The 17,467-nt window shown below is 68.6% G+C and carries 14 protein-coding genes and 1 tRNA gene; 12 read left to right on the top strand and 3 right to left on the bottom strand.

All coding sequences use genetic code 11. The features are described 5' to 3' along the window. Positions 1 to 17 precede the first annotated feature (17 nt). Positions 18 to 155, bottom strand: a complete 138-nt coding sequence (gene rpmH, locus KUM49_RS01910) for a 50S ribosomal protein L34 (protein ID WP_006381191.1) — start codon at positions 153 to 155, stop codon at positions 18 to 20. Positions 156 to 527: 372 nt separating this feature from the next. On the opposite strand from rpmH, the gene dnaA reads away from it, so the two are divergent. The 9 genes from dnaA to KUM49_RS01865 all read left to right on the top strand — a co-directional run bounded on the left by dnaA (position 528) and on the right by KUM49_RS01865 (position 13,528). Next, complete coding sequence (gene dnaA, locus KUM49_RS01905; protein ID WP_217234874.1) at positions 528 to 2,456, top strand: chromosomal replication initiator protein DnaA; 1,929 nt, start codon at positions 528 to 530, stop codon at positions 2,454 to 2,456. 966 nt (positions 2,457 to 3,422) lie between these two features. Further along, a complete protein-coding gene (gene dnaN / locus KUM49_RS01900) occupies positions 3,423 to 4,553 on the top strand; it encodes a DNA polymerase III subunit beta (RefSeq protein WP_217234873.1) in 1,131 nt (376 codons plus the stop codon). Positions 4,554 to 4,709: 156 nt separating this feature from the next. Continuing rightward, positions 4,710 to 5,585, top strand: a complete 876-nt coding sequence (gnd, locus tag KUM49_RS01895; RefSeq protein WP_217234872.1) for a phosphogluconate dehydrogenase (NAD(+)-dependent, decarboxylating) — start codon at positions 4,710 to 4,712, stop codon at positions 5,583 to 5,585. Positions 5,586 to 5,690: 105 nt separating this feature from the next. Then, complete coding sequence (gene recF, locus KUM49_RS01890; RefSeq protein ID WP_217234871.1) at positions 5,691 to 6,812, top strand: DNA replication/repair protein RecF; 1,122 nt, start codon at positions 5,691 to 5,693, stop codon at positions 6,810 to 6,812. Next, entirely contained in the window at positions 6,809 to 7,345 is a 537-nt protein-coding gene (locus KUM49_RS01885) for a DUF721 domain-containing protein (protein WP_217234870.1), read from the top strand. Before recF ends, KUM49_RS01885 begins: the two co-directional genes overlap by 4 nt. A gap of 410 nt (positions 7,346 to 7,755) precedes the next feature. Beyond that, on the top strand, positions 7,756 to 9,828 hold the full coding sequence (gene gyrB / locus KUM49_RS01880) for a DNA topoisomerase (ATP-hydrolyzing) subunit B (protein WP_217234869.1): 2,073 nt from the start codon (positions 7,756 to 7,758) through the stop codon (positions 9,826 to 9,828). Between the two features lie 42 nt (positions 9,829 to 9,870). Further along, positions 9,871 to 12,465 carry a DNA gyrase subunit A gene (gyrA, locus tag KUM49_RS01875; RefSeq protein WP_217234868.1) on the top strand — a complete coding sequence of 865 codons (2,595 nt, stop codon included), beginning with the start codon at positions 9,871 to 9,873 and terminating at the stop codon, positions 12,463 to 12,465. Between the two features lie 17 nt (positions 12,466 to 12,482). Continuing rightward, positions 12,483 to 13,340, top strand: coding sequence for a DUF3566 domain-containing protein (locus KUM49_RS01870; protein WP_217234867.1), 858 nt, complete (start codon positions 12,483 to 12,485; stop codon positions 13,338 to 13,340). 111 nt (positions 13,341 to 13,451) lie between these two features. Next, positions 13,452 to 13,528: transfer RNA gene (locus KUM49_RS01865), tRNA-Ile, on the top strand. 55 nt (positions 13,529 to 13,583) lie between these two features. On the opposite strand, the gene KUM49_RS50600 is transcribed toward KUM49_RS01865, so the two are convergent. After that, positions 13,584 to 13,727 (bottom strand): hypothetical protein, encoded by a 144-nt coding sequence (locus KUM49_RS50600; protein WP_254400606.1) that lies wholly within the window; start codon positions 13,725 to 13,727, stop codon positions 13,584 to 13,586. A gap of 158 nt (positions 13,728 to 13,885) precedes the next feature. Here KUM49_RS50600 and KUM49_RS01855 point away from each other — a divergent pair, with 158 nt between their 5' ends. Beyond that, complete coding sequence (locus KUM49_RS01855; protein WP_217234866.1) at positions 13,886 to 14,686, top strand: maleylpyruvate isomerase N-terminal domain-containing protein; 801 nt, start codon at positions 13,886 to 13,888, stop codon at positions 14,684 to 14,686. A gap of 254 nt (positions 14,687 to 14,940) precedes the next feature. Here KUM49_RS01855 and KUM49_RS01850 read toward each other — a convergent pair whose 3' ends face one another. Next, complete coding sequence (locus KUM49_RS01850) at positions 14,941 to 15,303, bottom strand: DUF6344 domain-containing protein (RefSeq protein ID WP_217234865.1); 363 nt, start codon at positions 15,301 to 15,303, stop codon at positions 14,941 to 14,943. A gap of 338 nt (positions 15,304 to 15,641) precedes the next feature. On the opposite strand from KUM49_RS01850, the gene KUM49_RS01845 reads away from it, so the two are divergent. Beyond that, complete coding sequence (locus KUM49_RS01845; protein ID WP_003999697.1) at positions 15,642 to 15,770, top strand: DLW-39 family protein; 129 nt, start codon at positions 15,642 to 15,644, stop codon at positions 15,768 to 15,770. A gap of 223 nt (positions 15,771 to 15,993) precedes the next feature. Beyond that, on the top strand, positions 15,994 to 17,283 hold the full coding sequence (locus KUM49_RS01840; protein ID WP_308406528.1) for a hypothetical protein: 1,290 nt from the start codon (positions 15,994 to 15,996) through the stop codon (positions 17,281 to 17,283). Positions 17,284 to 17,467 lie beyond the last annotated feature (184 nt).

Raw genomic sequence — 17,467 nt, 5'->3', positions numbered from 1 at the left:
TCATGACCTGACCGGAATCAGGCGGACAGGCTGGCGCGACCCTTGCCACGGCGGTTCGCGAGAATCGCGCGGCCGGCACGGGTACGCATCCGCAGGCGGAAGCCGTGGGTCTTGGCGCGGCGACGGTTGTTCGGCTGGAAGGTGCGCTTGCTCACTCGGGGGCTCCAGAAATCAATCGGGGTTTTCGGGGTGCCGTCCTGGCTGTCACCGTGCGCCCACGAGTAGCTCGCGTCACGCCCGAGTGCACCGCTGACCGATCACCCAAATGATCTGTGCCCATCGGAGGCAGGCGGCAGCAGCCATCGACAACTCGACCTCGTTACGGTACGCGCGGCTGCGCCATCCGGTCAAACCAGCGGTCACCAGGAGACACTATCCACAGCCTGGGGACAACAACTTGAACCGCAGCCGTCGCCCTGACTACCGTGACTGGACTCCGATTCGTTCCCTTGTAACTGCCCCACCCCATTTGAATCCCGATCCGTCCCGAACCACACGTTCGTGGGACCCGTGAGAGAGCGTGCCCTGTGGCTGACGTACCTGCCGATCTTGCCGCAGTGTGGCCACGAGTACTGGAGCAGCTCCTCGGTGAAGGGCGCGGGCAGGGGGTCGAAGGCAAGGACGAACACTGGATCCGACGCTGCCAGCCGCTCGCGCTCGTGGCGGACACCGCCCTGCTCGCCGTACCGAACGAATTTGCGAAGGGCGTGCTCGAAGGCCGCCTCGCCCCTGTCGTCAGTGAAACGCTGAGCCGCGAGTGCGGGCGTCCGATCCGCATCGCGATCACCGTCGACGACTCCGCCGGCGAACCCCCGCCGAGCCCTCCGCCCCGGTCCCAGCGCTACGAGGAGACCGAGCTCCCCTCCGGCCAGTACGAGAGCTACGGCCGCCACCGTGCCGACGACCCAAGGCCGGGCCGCTCCGACCAGCATGGCCCCCAGGGCGACCACAGTTCCCGGCCGGACCAGCTCCCGACCGCTCGCCCCGCGTACCCGTCGGAGTACCAGCGCCCCGAGCCCGGCGCCTGGCCGCGCCCGCCGCAGGACGAGTACAGCTGGCAGCAGCAGCGACTCGGCTTTCCTGAGCGCGACCCGTACGCCTCGCCGTCCCAGGACAACTACGGCCCGCCGTCACAGGACTCGTACGGGGCTCCTTCCCAGGACTCGTACTCCCAGGACTACCGCCCGCAGTCCATGGAGCGCCCGCCCTACGACAGCCAGCGCTCCAACTACGACCAGCGACCGGACTACGGTCGCCACCGCGCCGACGAGGACCAGCGCGACGCCCGCCGCGAACGGCCCGAGCCGGGTTCCGGCTCCGGGCACGTGCACCGTGGCGGCCCCGTCGGTTCGCGTCTGCCCACCACCGGTGCCCCCGGCCCGCTGGCCGCACAGCCCGCGCCGGCGACCGGTCCGGGTGAGCCGACCGCACGACTGAACCCGAAGTACCTCTTCGACACGTTCGTCATCGGCGCCTCCAACCGCTTCGCGCACGCGGCCGCGGTGGCCGTCGCCGAGGCGCCCGCGAAGGCGTACAACCCCCTCTTCATCTACGGGGAGTCCGGGCTCGGCAAAACGCATCTTCTGCACGCGATCGGGCACTACGCGCGCAGCCTCTACCCGGGCACGCGCGTCCGTTACGTGAGCTCGGAGGAGTTCACCAACGAGTTCATCAACTCCATCCGCGATGGCAAGGGCGACAGCTTCCGCAAGCGCTACCGCGAGATGGACATCCTGCTCGTCGACGACATCCAGTTCCTGGCGGACAAGGAGTCGACACAGGAGGAGTTCTTCCACACCTTCAACACGCTCCACAACGCGAACAAGCAGATCGTGCTCTCCAGCGACCGGCCGCCCAAGCAGCTGGTGACCCTGGAGGACCGGCTGAGGAACCGTTTCGAGTGGGGCCTGATCACCGACGTCCAGCCGCCCGAGCTGGAGACGCGCATCGCGATCCTGCGCAAGAAGGCGGTCCAGGAGCAGCTCAACGCCCCGCCGGAGGTACTGGAGTTCATCGCCTCCCGGATCTCGCGCAACATCCGCGAGCTGGAGGGCGCGCTGATCCGGGTGACGGCGTTCGCGTCGCTCAACCGGCAGCCCGTGGACCTGGGCCTCACGGAGATCGTCCTCAAGGACCTCATCCCCGGCGGCGAGGACTCGGCCCCCGAGATCACCTCCACGGCCATCATGGGCGCGACCGCCGACTACTTCGGCCTCACGGTCGAGGACCTGTGCGGCACCTCGCGCGGGCGCGCGCTGGTGACCGCCCGGCAGATCGCCATGTACCTGTGCCGCGAGCTGACGGACCTCTCCCTGCCGAAGATCGGCGCACTGTTCGGCGGCCGCGACCACACGACGGTCATGCACGCGGACCGCAAGATCCGCAATCTGATGGCCGAACGCCGCTCCATCTACAACCAGGTCACCGAGCTGACGAACCGCATCAAGAACGGCTGACACAGCCGCTCGTACGCCGCTGAGGGCGCCCCGGGACGTGGTCCCGAGGGCGCCCTCAGCCGTTTTCAGGGGTCCTGAGCCGGTCCGATAGGGCCCTGAGCCGGTCCTATCGGCGCCTGGGCCGGTCCGATCGAGGTCTGAGCCGGGTCGGATCGGAGTCTGAGCCGCGTCCGAAGCGAGATCTGCTGTTCGATTACCTCCCGCGTTACGGCCTCTCTCCACAGATTCGGCGACTTTCTTCCTTCCACATCCTGGGGACTGGGAAGTTGTCCAGATCGTGTCCACAGGGGACTCTGGTGAAAGACCATCAGAGCTGGTCAGGTGGCTGTGGATTGGTGGACGAAAGATCTCCACAGGCTGTGGACAGAGAAATGATCCACAGCCTGTGCATCGAGTTGTCCACCGGCTGCCCACAGGCCGAGGCCGGTTGTCCCCAGCGATCCCCGGCTTCTCCACACCGCTGTCCACTGTTCGGCAACGTGACGCGCCTCGTCACCGTGTCGAGTGAAAGGCGTCACACGAAGGTGCCGGGTTGGGCTGTGGGAAACGTGGGTAAAGCTGGGGACGGTGCTGGGGAGAAGTAGCCCGAGGCTGTGCATGGAGTGTGCAGAACTTTCCGTTCTCCACAGAAGAGCCCGGTTGTCCACCGCCGTCACCCACAGGGCCAGTGGACAAAATTCGTGCCCTGAGCTGGGAAAACGGGGTTATCCACGGTATCCACAGGCCCTACTACTACTCCCAACTAGAGAGAGCTGGGAATCCGTTTCGAAGTGGGTCCTGTGCACAACTCGCTGTCCGGCCCTCGACTGCCCCTCGTCACGACTTGACCCCGAGAGGCACCTACTGTCAGTGCCGTGCGTCAGACTGTTCCCCGGTGTCCTTCCCGTCACAGGGACCGACGACACCGAGACAGACGACGAAGCCAGGCAGGCCGAGAAGCGCCGGCAACAGCAGGAGGCGGCAACAGTGAAGATCCGGGTGGAACGCGACGTACTCGCGGAGGCAGTGGCCTGGGCGGCACGCAGCCTCCCGGCCCGTCCGCCGGCGCCTGTCCTCGCCGGCCTTCTGCTGAAGGCCGAGAACGGCCAGCTGAGCCTGTCCAGCTTCGACTACGAGGTCTCGGCGCGGGTGTCCGTGGACACGGAGGTCGAGGAGGAGGGCACGGTGCTGGTCTCCGGCCGCCTCCTCGCCGACATCTGCCGCGCTCTCCCCAACCGGCCGGTGGAGATTTCCACAGACGGTGTACGGGCCACGGTGGTCTGCGGCTCCTCCCGGTTCACACTCCACACACTGCCTGTGGAGGAGTACCCGGCGCTGCCGCAGATGCCGAACGCCACGGGCACCGTCCCCGGCGAGGTCTTCGCCGCGGCCGCCGCCCAGGTCGCCATCGCCGCCGGCCGTGACGACACGCTGCCCGTCCTCACCGGTGTCCGCATCGAGATCGAGGGCGACACGGTCACGCTGGCGTCCACCGACCGCTACCGCTTCGCGGTCCGCGAGTTCCTGTGGAAGCCGGAGAACCCGGAGGCGTCGGCGGTCGCCCTGGTGCCCGCCAAGACGCTCCTGGACACCGCCAAGGCCCTCACAGGCGGCGACAGCGTGATCCTGGCGCTGTCCGGCGGAGGCTCCGGCGAGGGCCTGATCGGTTTCGAGGGCGCGGGCCGTCGCACGACCACGCGTCTGCTGGAGGGCGACCTCCCGAAGTACCGCTCGCTGTTCCCGACCGAGTTCAACAGCGTCGCCGTGATCGAGACCGCCCCCTTCGTGGAGGCCGTCAAGCGTGTGGCCCTGGTTGCCGAGCGCAACACCCCGGTGCGGCTCAGCTTCGAGCAGGGCGTGCTCATCCTGGAGGCCGGTTCGAGCGACGACGCACAGGCTGTGGAGCGGGTCGACGCACAGCTGGAGGGCGACGACGTGTCGATCGCCTTCAACCCGACCTTCCTGCTGGACGGCCTGAGCGCCATCGACTCCCCCGTGGCCCAGCTGTCCTTCACGACGTCCACGAAGCCGGCGCTGCTCAGCGGCAAGCCGGCCCTGGACGCCGAGGCGGACGAGGCCTACAAGTACCTGATCATGCCGGTGCGCCTCAGCGGCTGACCGGGCCCGTCAGAGAACCCGCAGGTCGGGGTATGCGTATGAGCGCGTATGCCCACAGATGTGCGCGAGCGTCCGGGTTTAGGCTCGGACGCAGGTACGAAAGTGCCGCGGTACGGAAGTGCCGTCACGTCACGTCGCAAACCTAAGGAACAACTGATGGAGCTCGGTCTCGTCGGCCTCGGCAAGATGGGCGGCAACATGCGCGAGCGGATTCGCCGCGCAGGCCACACCGTCATCGGATACGACCGCAACCCGGACGTCGCCGATGTCCACAGCCTCGCCGAGCTCGTGGGCAAGCTCAAGGGCCCGCGGGTGGTCTGGGTGATGGTCCCGGCCGGTGCCGCGACCCAGTCGACCGTCGACGAGCTCGCGGAGCTGCTGGAGCCAGGCGACGTCGTCGTGGACGGCGGGAACTCCCGCTGGACGGACGACGAGAAGCACGCGGAGGAGCTGGCCGCCAAGGGCATCGGTTTTGTCGACTGCGGTGTCTCCGGCGGTGTCTGGGGCCTGGAGAACGGCTACGCGCTGATGTACGGCGGCGACGCGGAGCACGTCGCCAAGGTGCGGCCCGTCTTCGACGCCCTCAAGCCGGAGGGCGACCTGGGCTCGGTGCACGCCGGCAAGGTCGGTGCGGGCCACTTCGCGAAGATGGTCCACAACGGCATCGAGTACGCGATGATGCAGGCCTATGCCGAGGGCTGGGAACTCCTGGAGAAGGTCGACTCCGTGACCGACGTCCGGGAGGTCTTCCGCTCCTGGCAGCAGGGCACGGTGATCCGCTCCTGGCTCCTCGACCTCGCGGTGAACGCTCTCGACGAGGACGAGCACCTGGACAGGCTGAGGGGTTTTGCCCAGGACTCGGGCGAGGGACGCTGGACTGTGGAAGCCGCCATCGACAACGCCGTGCCGCTGCCCGCGATCACGGCCTCCCTCTTCGCGCGGTTCGCGTCGCGCCAGGAGGACTCGCCGCAGATGAAGATGATCGCCGCGCTGCGGAACCAGTTCGGCGGCCACGCGGTCGAGAAGAAGTAATCCACAGGGCTGCACAGCAGTCCACAGCTGCAGTCCACGGGCTGTAGTCCACGAGCTGCGGTCCAGAAGTTGCAGTCCACGAGCCGGGGGAGGTCACGCACGACCATGCACGTCACGCATCTGTCGCTGGCCGACTTCCGCTCGTACGCCCGGGTCGAGGTCCCGCTCGACCCGGGCGTCACCGCCTTCGTCGGTCCGAACGGGCAGGGCAAGACGAACCTGGTCGAGGCCATCGGCTACCTCGCCACCCTCGGCAGCCACCGCGTCTCCTCGGACGCCCCCCTGGTCCGCATGGGCGCCGACCGCGCGGTGATCCGGGCCCAGGTCAAGCAGGGCGAGCGGCAGCAGCTGGTCGAGCTGGAACTGAACCCCGGCCGGGCCAACCGGGCCCGCATCAACAGGTCCTCGCAGGTCAGACCGCGTGACGTACTGGGGATCGTACGGACTGTGCTGTTCGCGCCCGAGGACCTGGCGCTGGTCAAGGGCGATCCCGGTGAGCGGCGCCGGTTCCTCGACGAGCTGATCACGGCACGCTCGCCGCGCATGGCCGGCGTTCGTTCCGACTACGAACGCGTCCTCAAGCAGCGCAACACGCTGCTGAAGTCGGCCGCGCTCGCCCGCCGGCACGGCGGCCGTTCCATGGACCTGTCCACGCTCGACGTCTGGGACCAGCATCTCGCGCGCGTGGGTGCCGAGCTGCTCGCCCAGCGCCTCGACCTGGTCGCGGCGATCCAGCCGCTCGCCGACAAGGCGTACGAGCAGCTGGCCCCCGGCGGCGGCCCCGTCGCGCTGGAGTACAAGCCGTCCGCGCCGGGTGAGGCGCACACGCGCGAGGACCTCTACGAGCAGCTCATGGCCGCGCTGGCCGAGGCGCGCAAGCAGGAGATCGAGCGAGGGGTGACCCTCGTGGGGCCGCACCGGGACGAACTGCTGCTCAAGCTCGGCCAGTTGCCCGCGAAGGGGTACGCCTCGCACGGCGAGTCGTGGTCGTACGCGTTGGCGTTGCGGCTGGCGTCGTACGACCTCCTCAGGGCGGAGGGCAACGAGCCCGTGCTCGTCCTCGACGACGTGTTCGCCGAGTTGGACACTCGTCGCCGCGAGCGCCTGGCCGAACTGGTCGCTCCGGGCGAGCAGGTCCTGGTGACGGCGGCGGTCGACGACGACGTACCGCATGTACTGACGGGGACGCGGTACACCGTGTCGGACGGGACGGTGGAGCGCGCATGAGCACCGAAGACGGGCCGGTCCCCGGCAAGCAGCCCGAACCCTCCGGCGTCGACCTCGCGCGCGTGGCGTTGCGCGCGGCGAAGGAACAGGCACGAGCGCGTGGGGACGCGGTGCAGCAGAAGAAGCAGGCGCGTCGCGGCGGTCTGCGCTCCGGCGCGCACGCCGATGGACGTGACCCCATGGCGCTGGGCGCAGCGATCAACCGGCTGATCACCGAGCGCGGCTGGGAGGCGCCGGCCGCGGTGGGCGGGGTGATGGGCCGCTGGCCGCAGATCGTCGGCGAGGACCTGGCCAAACACTGCGAGCCGGAGAAGTACGACGAGGACGAGCGGGTCCTGGTCGTCCGCTGCGACTCCACGGCGTGGGCGACGAACCTGCGTCTGCTCGCCCCGCAGCTGGTCGCGCGGCTGAACGAGGACCTGGGCCAGGGCGCGGTGAAGCTGATCAAGGTGCAGGGTCCTGGCGGCCCGCCGCGCCGCTACGGCCCGCTGCGCGCCCCCGGCAGCACGGGACCGGGCGACACCTACGGGTGACGGGCGCACCCGTGGGTGACCGACCGCGGCCCTCGGCGAGCGGCCGTGTCCGAGAGTGATGGACTTCACAACCGCAGGTCCCGCGTGATCGCTTCGCGTCACTGCACGCCGTGGCGAATCCCGACGTGACTCCCAAGTAGCCACGGGTTGACAGTCCGAAGCGCTGAGTGCCTGCGTGAGCCTCTTTGAGCCCCGTTCCGTATATGGGGACCCGGCAGACGCCGGTTGAGGGCGGCACATGCGGACTCAGGTACCGGCAAACCCCCATCACTGTCGGCGCTACCGGTAGACTGGAAGCTAATCCCGCCCCAAACGTGGGGACCGTCCGGGAAAAGCTGAGCAACGCTGATCAAGGCTTACCAACGCAACATGCCGCAGCCGCTCCGGCAACCCGCCGACGAGCCCGGCTCGTGCTGTGCCAGAAAGGGCGCTTCGTGGCCGATTCCGGCAACCCCAACGAGAACATCCTGTCCACCGAGGCCCCGGCCGTAGCCGAGGCCTCAGCAGTGGCCACGGCGTACGACGCCAGCGCCATCACCGTCCTCGAGGGCCTGGACGCGGTCCGCAAGCGACCCGGTATGTACATCGGCTCGACAGGTGAGCGTGGACTTCACCACCTCGTGTACGAGGTCGTAGACAACTCGGTCGACGAGGCGCTGGCCGGCCACGCGGACACCATCGACGTGACGATCCTCGCCGACGGCGGCGTCCGGGTCGTCGACAACGGCCGTGGCATCCCGGTGGGCATCGTCGCCTCCGAGGGCAAGCCTGCCCTCGAGGTCGTGCTGACCGTGCTGCACGCGGGCGGCAAGTTCGGCGGCGGCGGCTACGCGGTCTCCGGTGGTCTGCACGGCGTGGGCGTCTCCGTCGTGAACGCGCTGTCGTCGAAGGTCGCCGTCGAGGTCAAGACCGACGGGTACCGCCACACGCAGGACTACAAGATGGGCGTCCCCACGGCGCCGCTCGTCAAGCACGAGGCCACCACGGAGACCGGCACGGCGGTCACCTTCTGGGCCGACAGCGACATCTTCGAGACCACGGAGTACTCCTTCGAGACGCTCTCGCGGCGCTTCCAGGAGATGGCGTTCCTCAACAAGGGCCTGACGATCAAGCTCACCGATGAGCGCGAGTCGGCGAAGGCCACCTCCGGGGCGGACGAGGCCGGCGCGGACGAGACCGCCGACGTCAAGACCGTCACGTACCACTACGAGGGCGGCATCGTCGACTTCGTGAAGTACCTCAACTCCCGCAAGGGAGAGGCGGTACACCCGACGGTGATCGACCTCGAGGCCGAGGACAAGGACAAGAGCCTGTCCCTCGAAGTCGCCATGCAGTGGAACAGCGGTTACACCGAGGGCGTCTACTCCTTCGCGAACATCATCCACACGCACGAGGGCGGTACGCACGAAGAGGGCTTCCGTGCGGCGCTCACCAACCTGATCAACAAGTACGCGCGCGACAAGAAGCTGCTGCGCGAGAAGGACGACAACCTCACGGGTGACGACATCCGCGAGGGTCTGACGGCGATCATCTCGGTGAAGCTCAGCGAGCCGCAGTTCGAGGGCCAGACCAAGACCAAGCTGGGCAACACGGAGGCCAAGACCTTCGTTCAGAAGGCGGTCTACGAGCACCTGAACGACTGGCTGGACCGCAACCCGAACGAGGCGGCGGACATCGTCCGCAAGGGCATCCAGGCGGCCACCGCGCGCGTGGCGGCCCGCAAGGCCCGGGACCTCACGCGGCGCAAGGGCCTCCTCGAGACGGCCTCCCTGCCTGGCAAGCTCTCCGACTGCCAGTCGAACGACCCCGTCAAGTGCGAGATCTTCATCGTCGAGGGTGACTCCGCCGGCGGCTCGGCCAAGTCCGGCCGAAACCCGGAGTACCAGGCGATCCTCCCGATCCGCGGCAAGATCCTGAACGTGGAGAAGGCCAGGATCGACAAGATCCTGCAGAACCAGGAGATCCAGGCGCTGATCTCGGCCTTCGGTACCGGAGTCCACGAGGACTTCGACATCGAGAAGCTGCGCTATCACAAGATCATCCTGATGGCGGACGCCGACGTCGACGGCCAGCACATCAACACCCTGCTGCTGACCTTCCTGTTCCGCTTCATGCGGCCGCTGGTCGAGGCCGGGCACGTGTTCCTGTCGCGTCCCCCGCTCTACAAGATCAAGTGGGGCAAGGACGACTTCGAGTACGCGTACTCCGACCGCGAGCGCGACGCCCTGATCGAACTCGGCCGCCAGAACGGCAAGCGCATCAGGGACGACTCGGTGCAGCGCTTCAAGGGTCTCGGAGAGATGAACGCCGAGGAGCTGCGCATCACGACGATGGACCAGGAGCACCGCGTCCTCGGCCAGGTCACCCTCGACGACGCCGCCCAGGCCGACGACCTGTTCTCGGTCCTCATGGGCGAGGACGTGGAGGCGCGCCGCCAGTTCATCCAGCGCAACGCCAAGGACGTCCGCTTCCTCGACATCTGAGTCGGTCTCAGCTGACCGCACCAGGAAGGATCTTCACCAGCAATGGCCGACGAGAACACCCCCCTCATCCCCGAAGCGGGCGGCGAGATCGCCCAGCGTGTCGAGCCCGTCGGGCTCGAGACGGAGATGCAGCGCTCGTACCTCGACTACGCGATGTCCGTCATCGTCTCGCGTGCGCTGCCCGACGTCCGGGACGGTCTCAAGCCCGTCCACCGCCGCGTCCTGTACGCCATGTACGACGGCGGCTACCGGCCCGAGAAGGGCTTCTACAAGTGCGCCCGTGTCGTCGGCGACGTCATGGGCAACTACCACCCGCACGGCGACTCCTCGATCTACGACGCGCTGGTCCGCCTGGCGCAGCCGTGGTCGATGCGGATGCCGCTGGTGGACTCCAACGGCAACTTCGGGTCTCCGGGCAACGACCCCGCGGCCGCCATGCGGTACACCGAGTGCAAGCTGGCGCCGCTGTCGATGGAGATGGTCCGTGACATCGACGAGGAGACCGTCGACTTCACGGACAACTACGACGGCCGCTCCCAGGAGCCGACCGTCCTGCCGGCTCGCTTCCCGAACCTGCTGATCAACGGCTCGGCCGGTATCGCGGTCGGCATGGCGACCAACATCCCGCCGCACAACCTGCGGGAGGTCGCGGCCGGCGCCCAGTGGTGCCTGGAGAACCCGGAGGCCACGCACGAGGAACTGCTCGACGCCCTGATCGAGCGCATCAAGGGTCCCGACTTCCCGACCGGCGCCCTGGTGGTGGGCCGCAAGGGCATCGAGGAGGCCTACCGCACGGGCCGCGGCTCGATCACCATGCGCGCGGTCGTCGAGGTCGAGGAGATCCAGAACCGCCAGTGCCTGGTGATCACGGAGCTGCCGTTCCAGGTCAACCCCGACAACCTCGCGCAGAAGATCGCCGACCTGGTGAAGGACGGCAAGGTCGGCGGCATCGCGGACGTCCGCGACGAGACGTCGTCCCGTACGGGCCAGCGTCTGGTCATCGTCCTGAAGAGGGACGCGGTCGCCAAGGTCGTACTGAACAACCTCTACAAGCACACCGAGCTGCAGTCGAACTTCAGCGCCAACATGCTGGCCCTGGTCGACGGTGTGCCGCGCACGCTCTCGCTGGACGCGTTCATCCGTCACTGGGTGACGCACCAGATCGAGGTCATCGTCCGGCGGACGAAGTTCCGGCTGCGCAAGGCCGAGGAGCGGGCGCACATCCTGCGTGGTCTGCTGAAGGCGCTGGACGCCATCGACGAGGTCATCGCGCTGATCCGGCGCAGTGACACCGTCGAGATCGCGCGCACGGGCCTGATGGAGCTCCTGGAGATCGACGAGATCCAGGCGAACGCCATCCTGGAGATGCAGCTGCGGCGACTGGCGGCCCTGGAGCGCCAGAAGATCATCCAGGAGCACGACGAACTCCTGGCGAAGATCACCGAGTACAACGCGATCCTCGCCTCCCCGGTCCGCCAGCGCGGCATCGTCAGCGCGGAACTCGCCGCGATCGTCGAGAAGTTCGGCGACGACCGCAAGACCATGCTGGTGCCCTACGACGGCGACATGTCCATGGAGGACCTGATCGCCGAGGAGGACATCGTCGTCACGGTCACCCGCGGCGGCTACGTCAAGCGCACCAAGACCGTGGACTACCGCGCCCAGAAGCGCGGCGGCAAGGGCGTCCGCGGCGCGAAGCTCAAGGAAGACGACATCGTCGACCACTTCTTCGTGTCCACCACGCATCACTGGCTGCTGTTCTTCACCAACAAGGGCCGGGTCTACCGGGCGAAGGCGTACGAGCTTCCCGACGCCGGGCGTGACGCGCGTGGACAGCACGTGGCCAACCTGCTGGCCTTCCAGCCGGACGAGGCGATCGCCGAGATCCTCGCGATCCGCACCTACGAGGTGGCGCCCTACCTGGTGCTGGCCACGAAGGGCGGCCTGGTCAAGAAGACGCCTCTGAAGGATTACGATTCGCCGCGCTCCGGTGGTGTCATCGCGATCAACCTCCGTGAGACGGAGGCCGGTTCGGACGACGAACTGATCGGAGCCGAACTTGTTTCGGCCGAAGATGATCTGCTTCTGATCAGCAAGAAGGCCCAGTCGATCAGGTTCACGGCCACGGACGACGCACTGCGTCCCATGGGGCGTGCCACCTCGGGCGTCAAGGGCATGAGCTTCCGCGAGGGCGACGAGCTGCTCTCGATGAATGTTGTTCGACCCGGTACGTTCGTGTTCACTGCTACAGACGGTGGGTACGCGAAGCGGACCGCCGTCGACGAGTACCGCGTCCAGGGTCGCGGCGGCCTCGGCATCAAGGCCGCCAAGATCGTCGAGGATCGTGGATCGCTCGTCGGTGCGCTGGTGGTCGAGGAGACCGACGAGATCCTCGCCATCACGCTGTCGGGCGGCGTGATTCGTACGCGAGTCAGCGGAGTCAGGGAGACGGGCCGTGACACCATGGGCGTCCAACTGATCAACCTGGGCAAGCGCGATGCCGTGGTCGGTATCGCACGTAACGCCGAGGCGGGGCGCGAGGCGGAGGAAGTCGACGGCGACGTGGCCGTCGACGAGACCGCCGAGGTTGCCGCGATCATCGGCACGGACGAGGGCGAGGCGCCCTCCTCCGAGTAGGCGAGGAGTGAGTCATCGTGAGCGGAGCCACGGGCGCCGGTTCGGTCGGTACCTCAGCCGGTAATTCTGCCGGCAAGGAAACGGACGGCGGCGGCCGTGGCTCCGCCGCGAATGCAACAGACTCGCACATGACGGGCGCGGGCACGACAGACCCGCACGCGACAGATCCGCACACGACCAACCTGCAGGCGATCAAGTCCCCCGGGACCGGGTCGCCCTCGCCCGACACGCATGGATCCCAGGGGGGAACTGTGACGGACACCCGAGGTCCGCAGGCCCAGCGGCCCGCCACCGGCGCGGGCCAGGCCACGGCCGCTCCGGGCGCCCAGCCTCAGCCGCAGCCGTCGGCCCAGCCGGCGCCGCCCGAGGCGACCTCCCCGCTGCCCGGGGAGCGGCAGCCGCAGCAGCCCGCCGGGCCGTACCACCCGCCGCAGGCCTACGCCTCGCAGGCGGGCCCGGCGAGTGCCGTACGCCGCCCCCGCACCGGCGCGCGCACCACGCCCCGTACCCGCAAGGCACGCCTGCGGGTGTCGAAGGCCGACCCATGGTCCGTGATGAAGGTCAGCTTCCTGCTCTCCATCGCGCTGGGCATCTGCACGATCGTCGCGGCAGCCGTGCTGTGGATGGTCATGGACGCGATGGGCGTCTTCTCGACGGTCGGCGGCACGATTTCGGAGGCCACCGGCTCGAACGAGTCGAACGGCTTCGACCTCCAGTCGTTCCTGTCGCTCCCGAACGTCCTGACGTTCACGGCGATCATCGCGGTGATCGACGTCGTCCTGGCGACCGCCCTCGCGACCCTCGGCGCGTTCATCTACAACCTCTCCGCGGGCTTCGTCGGTGGCGTCGAGCTGACGCTGGCGGAGGACGAGTGAGTAAGCCGTCCGACGCCTGCTGACGGTCACCGGATACCGATTTTGGGACTGCCCGCGTCGTGCGCTAATCTTCAGGGGTCAGCGCGCGGGACACACTCCGCAGAGCGCGGCGGGGCTATAGCTCAGTTGGTTAGAGCGCATCCCTGATAAGGATGAGGCCACAGGTTCAAATCCTGTTAGCCCCACCAGCGAAAAGAACCCCCAGTCTCAACGGCTGGGGGTTCTTGACATCTACGGCTGACATCAGCCGATGAGCGGATCTTCCAGAAGCTTGGCGAGCATGCCCACCGCTTCGCGCTCACTGTCGCCGACCACGTGCGGGTAGACGTCCATGGTCATGCTGATCTGACTGTGCCGGTAGATCGCCTGAGCGACCTTGGGGTGCACCTTCAGGAAGGCTGGCGGTCCCACAGGTGTGCCGGGCGAGCCGGACCGTGATGCGGCGGACGCCGGCCCACTTCACCAGCCCGGCTCGTGCCGCGCGCTCGCCGCGGCGGCTGTGAAAATCGCTGTCCGATGGCGGAACGCGGTGATAGGGAGTCCATGTGACAACGACACTTGCGTTCCCGGCTCTGTTGCGACTGATCGACGAACGGTCGACCGCCTTCCGCGCCGCGGTAGCCTCCGCGCCCAGCCTCGACGTGCAGGTGCCGACCTGCCCGGAGTGGACGCTGTTCGATCTGGTGCAGCACCTGGGCGAGGGGCGCCGCTCCTGGGCCGCCACCGTAGCCGCAGGGCCTGCCGCTCCGGCCAAGTCCGTCCCAGAGGGCGCCCCGGCTGCGCCTCGGGAGCGCGAGGCCGTGCCGGCCTGGTTGGCCGCGTCGACGCAGGAGCTGCTGGACGCACTGCGGGAGGCCGGCCCGGATCGCGGTTGCTGGACGTGGTGGGGTGCGTCGCAGTCGCCGCAGACCTGTGGCGCCGTCGCCCGGCACCAACTCCAGCAGATCACGGTGCACACCTACGACGCCCAGGTCACTGTGGGTGCCCCGCAGCCGCTGCCGGATGAGGTGGCACTCGACGGTGTCGAGGAGTTCCTCTTCACCTGCGTCGCAACGACGAGTGCCTGGCCGCACAGGCCCACTGCCTTCGACTTCCACGCCACCGAGGGCCATTCCTGGCGCCTGACGGTCGACGGCGACGGCGCACGCTCCACCCGTATCCCCGCGCCCGGCACGACGCCTGTCGCCGCTGCCGACGAAGGCCCGAACCAGGCTGGCGTCTCCGTCCGCGGCACGGCCAGTGAGCTGGTCCTCTTCGTGTACGACCGTATCCCGGCGGACTCACTGCAGATCGACGGAGACGCAGGGTTGCTTGACCTGCTCCGCGCGTGGGAACCGGAGGAGTAGGACGGGTGGTGTAGAGCGGCGAAGTAACCCTTGTCGGGACGCATGCGACGGCTGACACCACCGGCTGACACTGGTTGGCCCCACCAGTGCGGGCCTCAGGGCCGGCGTGAAAGGAGAAAGCTGTTGCGGCGGCCAGGGTGGGTCCGGCCGGCGCCAGCAGTCGAGCCCCGACCGCGGGGCGGTCGGGGCTCGGTGTGTTCTTGGGGCGTACGCAAGTTCGCCGTTACGTCAGTGTGCCGGGTTGTGGTGTGCGGTCAGCGTCGGAGAGGGGCTGCCGGGGCCGCGTCCGGGCCGCTCTCGGTGCTCGACTCCGCACTCTCGTCCGCTTCCGTGTCCGTCGACGGACGGTGGCGGCAGCTGGGGGTCTTGCCGTGGGCCTCGGCGTGGATGCGCTGTTTCATCGTGGGGGGCAGGGCACTGGTGCAGGACCAGGACCAGGACCAGAGGGGCGTCGCCGGTGTCGTCGTTGTCGTGGGCGCGGTGCTGTTGCGGGTCTTCTCGGTCTGCGGTACGGCCGCGGCGGCGGTCGTCGTGATCAGGCCGAGCGTCGTGCACAGCGCCAGGAAGGCGGTGACGATGGCGGTCCACAGCTTCATGACCTTGTTGTTCCGGGCCATGGCCCCTCACTTTCGGGTTGGGCGATTTGCGTACTTTCCTCATGATGTGTATGGGGGCCGTGAAGTGGTGGACCGACGCTCGTGGCGCGGCGATGTTCCGATGAACACCACTCGAATGGGTGCAAGGGGGTCGAAAATGATGGAATACGGGAGAAGGCGGGGCGAAATCACCCTTCGTGAGGGTGTGATCACCCTCTGATCGGAGCGCCCGGCTCCGCTTCTATTGCGGTGTCCGGGACGGGAGTTGAGGGCCCGACGTAGGTCACCGATCGGTCTCGGTCGGTGTGTATAGTCGGGCGCCAGAAGTCCCCTACGTCAACGAAAGACGAGGTCGCGCGGTGAAGAAGCTTCTCCTGGTCGCACTGGCCGCCATCGGCGGGCTCCTCGTGTACCGCCAGATCCAGGCGGATCGCGCCGAGCAGGATCTGTGGACGGAGGCGACTGACTCCGTGCCCACGGGTTCCTGAGTACCGACAAGCGAATCTGAACAGACCCCGGCCGCCTCGCGGTCGGGGTTTTGTGTTGCGAGTCGGGTGTTTCGGACGCTCGTACGGATTGCGCGGATGGCGCGCCGCGCGGCGGGGCAGGATGGGCCCCGGTCCTGGTCCGGTGTTCGACGAGGGGTGGCGCGTCATGGGGCGGCGAACGGCGTGGTGGCGGGCGGCGACACGGCGCGGTCGTGGAGCCGTCGTGCGGGCGGCCGCCGCGGGCGCGCTGCTGGGAGTCGCGGTGGCGCTGAGCGGTCCGGCCGCGTGGGCGGCCGGGGCACCGGGCTCGTACGCCTTCGACGAGGACGCCCGGTCGGTCTCGGGCGAAACGAGCACCGCGGACGCCGAACGCCTGGAACCCGGTACGACGTACCGCAGCTCCCTCCCGGCCACCGGTGAGCAGTTCTACCGTCTCGAACTCGACGCCACGTCGAACGCGTACGTCTCCGTAACGGCCGTCCCTCCCCCGGGTACGGAGGTCTCCGCCGGCGACGGCGTCAAGGTGACGGTCCAGGACGCCGACAGCCACACCTGCTCCGTCGACACCGCCGGCATCGGTGCCGGCCGCAGTGCCCACCCCCTCACGGCGCTGGGCGAGCGCGAGGCCTCGCGCCGCGGATCCGTGTGCAAGGAGGCCGGCACCTACTACGTGCTCGTCGAACGCGTCCAGAGGGCGACGGGTTCCTCCGTGTTCTCCCTGGAGAAGTGGGGCCTGGAGCTCGCTCCCGTGCTGGAACCGCGACTCGAGCAGGCCGGTGCGACGAGCGCGCCCGAAGTCTGGGACTCCGCCTCGCCCGCGCCCCCCGTCGGCGAACCAGAGCGCCGAAAGGGCGGTGCGGGCTTCGGCGCGGCGACGTCCGTGGCGCAGGGCGTCTGGCTGGACGACGTCCGACCCGGCCAGACGCTCTTCTACGCGGTGCCCGTGGACTGGGGCCAGCAGCTCTACGCCACCGCCGAACTGGGCAGCGTGAGCGGCGACGCCGACTTCGTGCCCAGCGCGCTGACGCTGTCCCTCTACAACCCCGTGCGCGGCCACGTCGACGACGACGGGGTCGGCTACGACGGCAGTCAGAAGTCGGCGGCGCTCAGACCACTGCCACCGGTCGCGTACGCCAACCGCTTCGCGGCCTCCGACCACGTCGGCGGCATGCGGTTCGCCGGTGCGTACTACCTGGTCGTCCATCTCGCGGCACAAATGGCCGACGGCGTCGGCGACGGCCCCTTCGACGTGACCCTGCGACTGCGGGTCACACACACGGCGGAGGCCGGCCCGGCGTACTCGGGGTCCTCCCAGCCGCGGGACGTCTTCCAGGCCACGGCCCAGGAGCGGGAGACAGCGGCCTCAGAGGCAGGGGAGACCGCTGCGACCGGTGGGGACACCGTGATGAAGGTGGTTGCGGTGGCGGGGATCGCCGCCGGGACCGCGGTGTTGATGGTGCTTGGGGTGTGGACGGGGCTGGGGCGTAGGCGGGGGCGAGCCGGGGCCTGGTGAGGTGCCCGGTTGGAGCGGGGTCGGCGGGGCGTGGCGGCGGCAGGGCGCAGCCCGGGTGAGACGGCGCGGCCCGGCTGGTGAAGGGCCCGGTGCCCAGCAGCGCGGGTGGTGAGGGCTCGGTACGACCGAGGGCGACTCAGATTCGGGCCAGTGCCCAGAAACCCACCGCGTAGCAGGCCAGCGC

The organism is Streptomyces sp. AC555_RSS877 (assembly GCF_019049245.1).
Lineage (GTDB): Bacteria > Actinomycetota > Actinomycetes > Streptomycetales > Streptomycetaceae > Streptomyces.
Note: the sequence above shows the minus strand (reverse complement) of the source record. Positions and strands in the feature narration are given on the sequence as shown.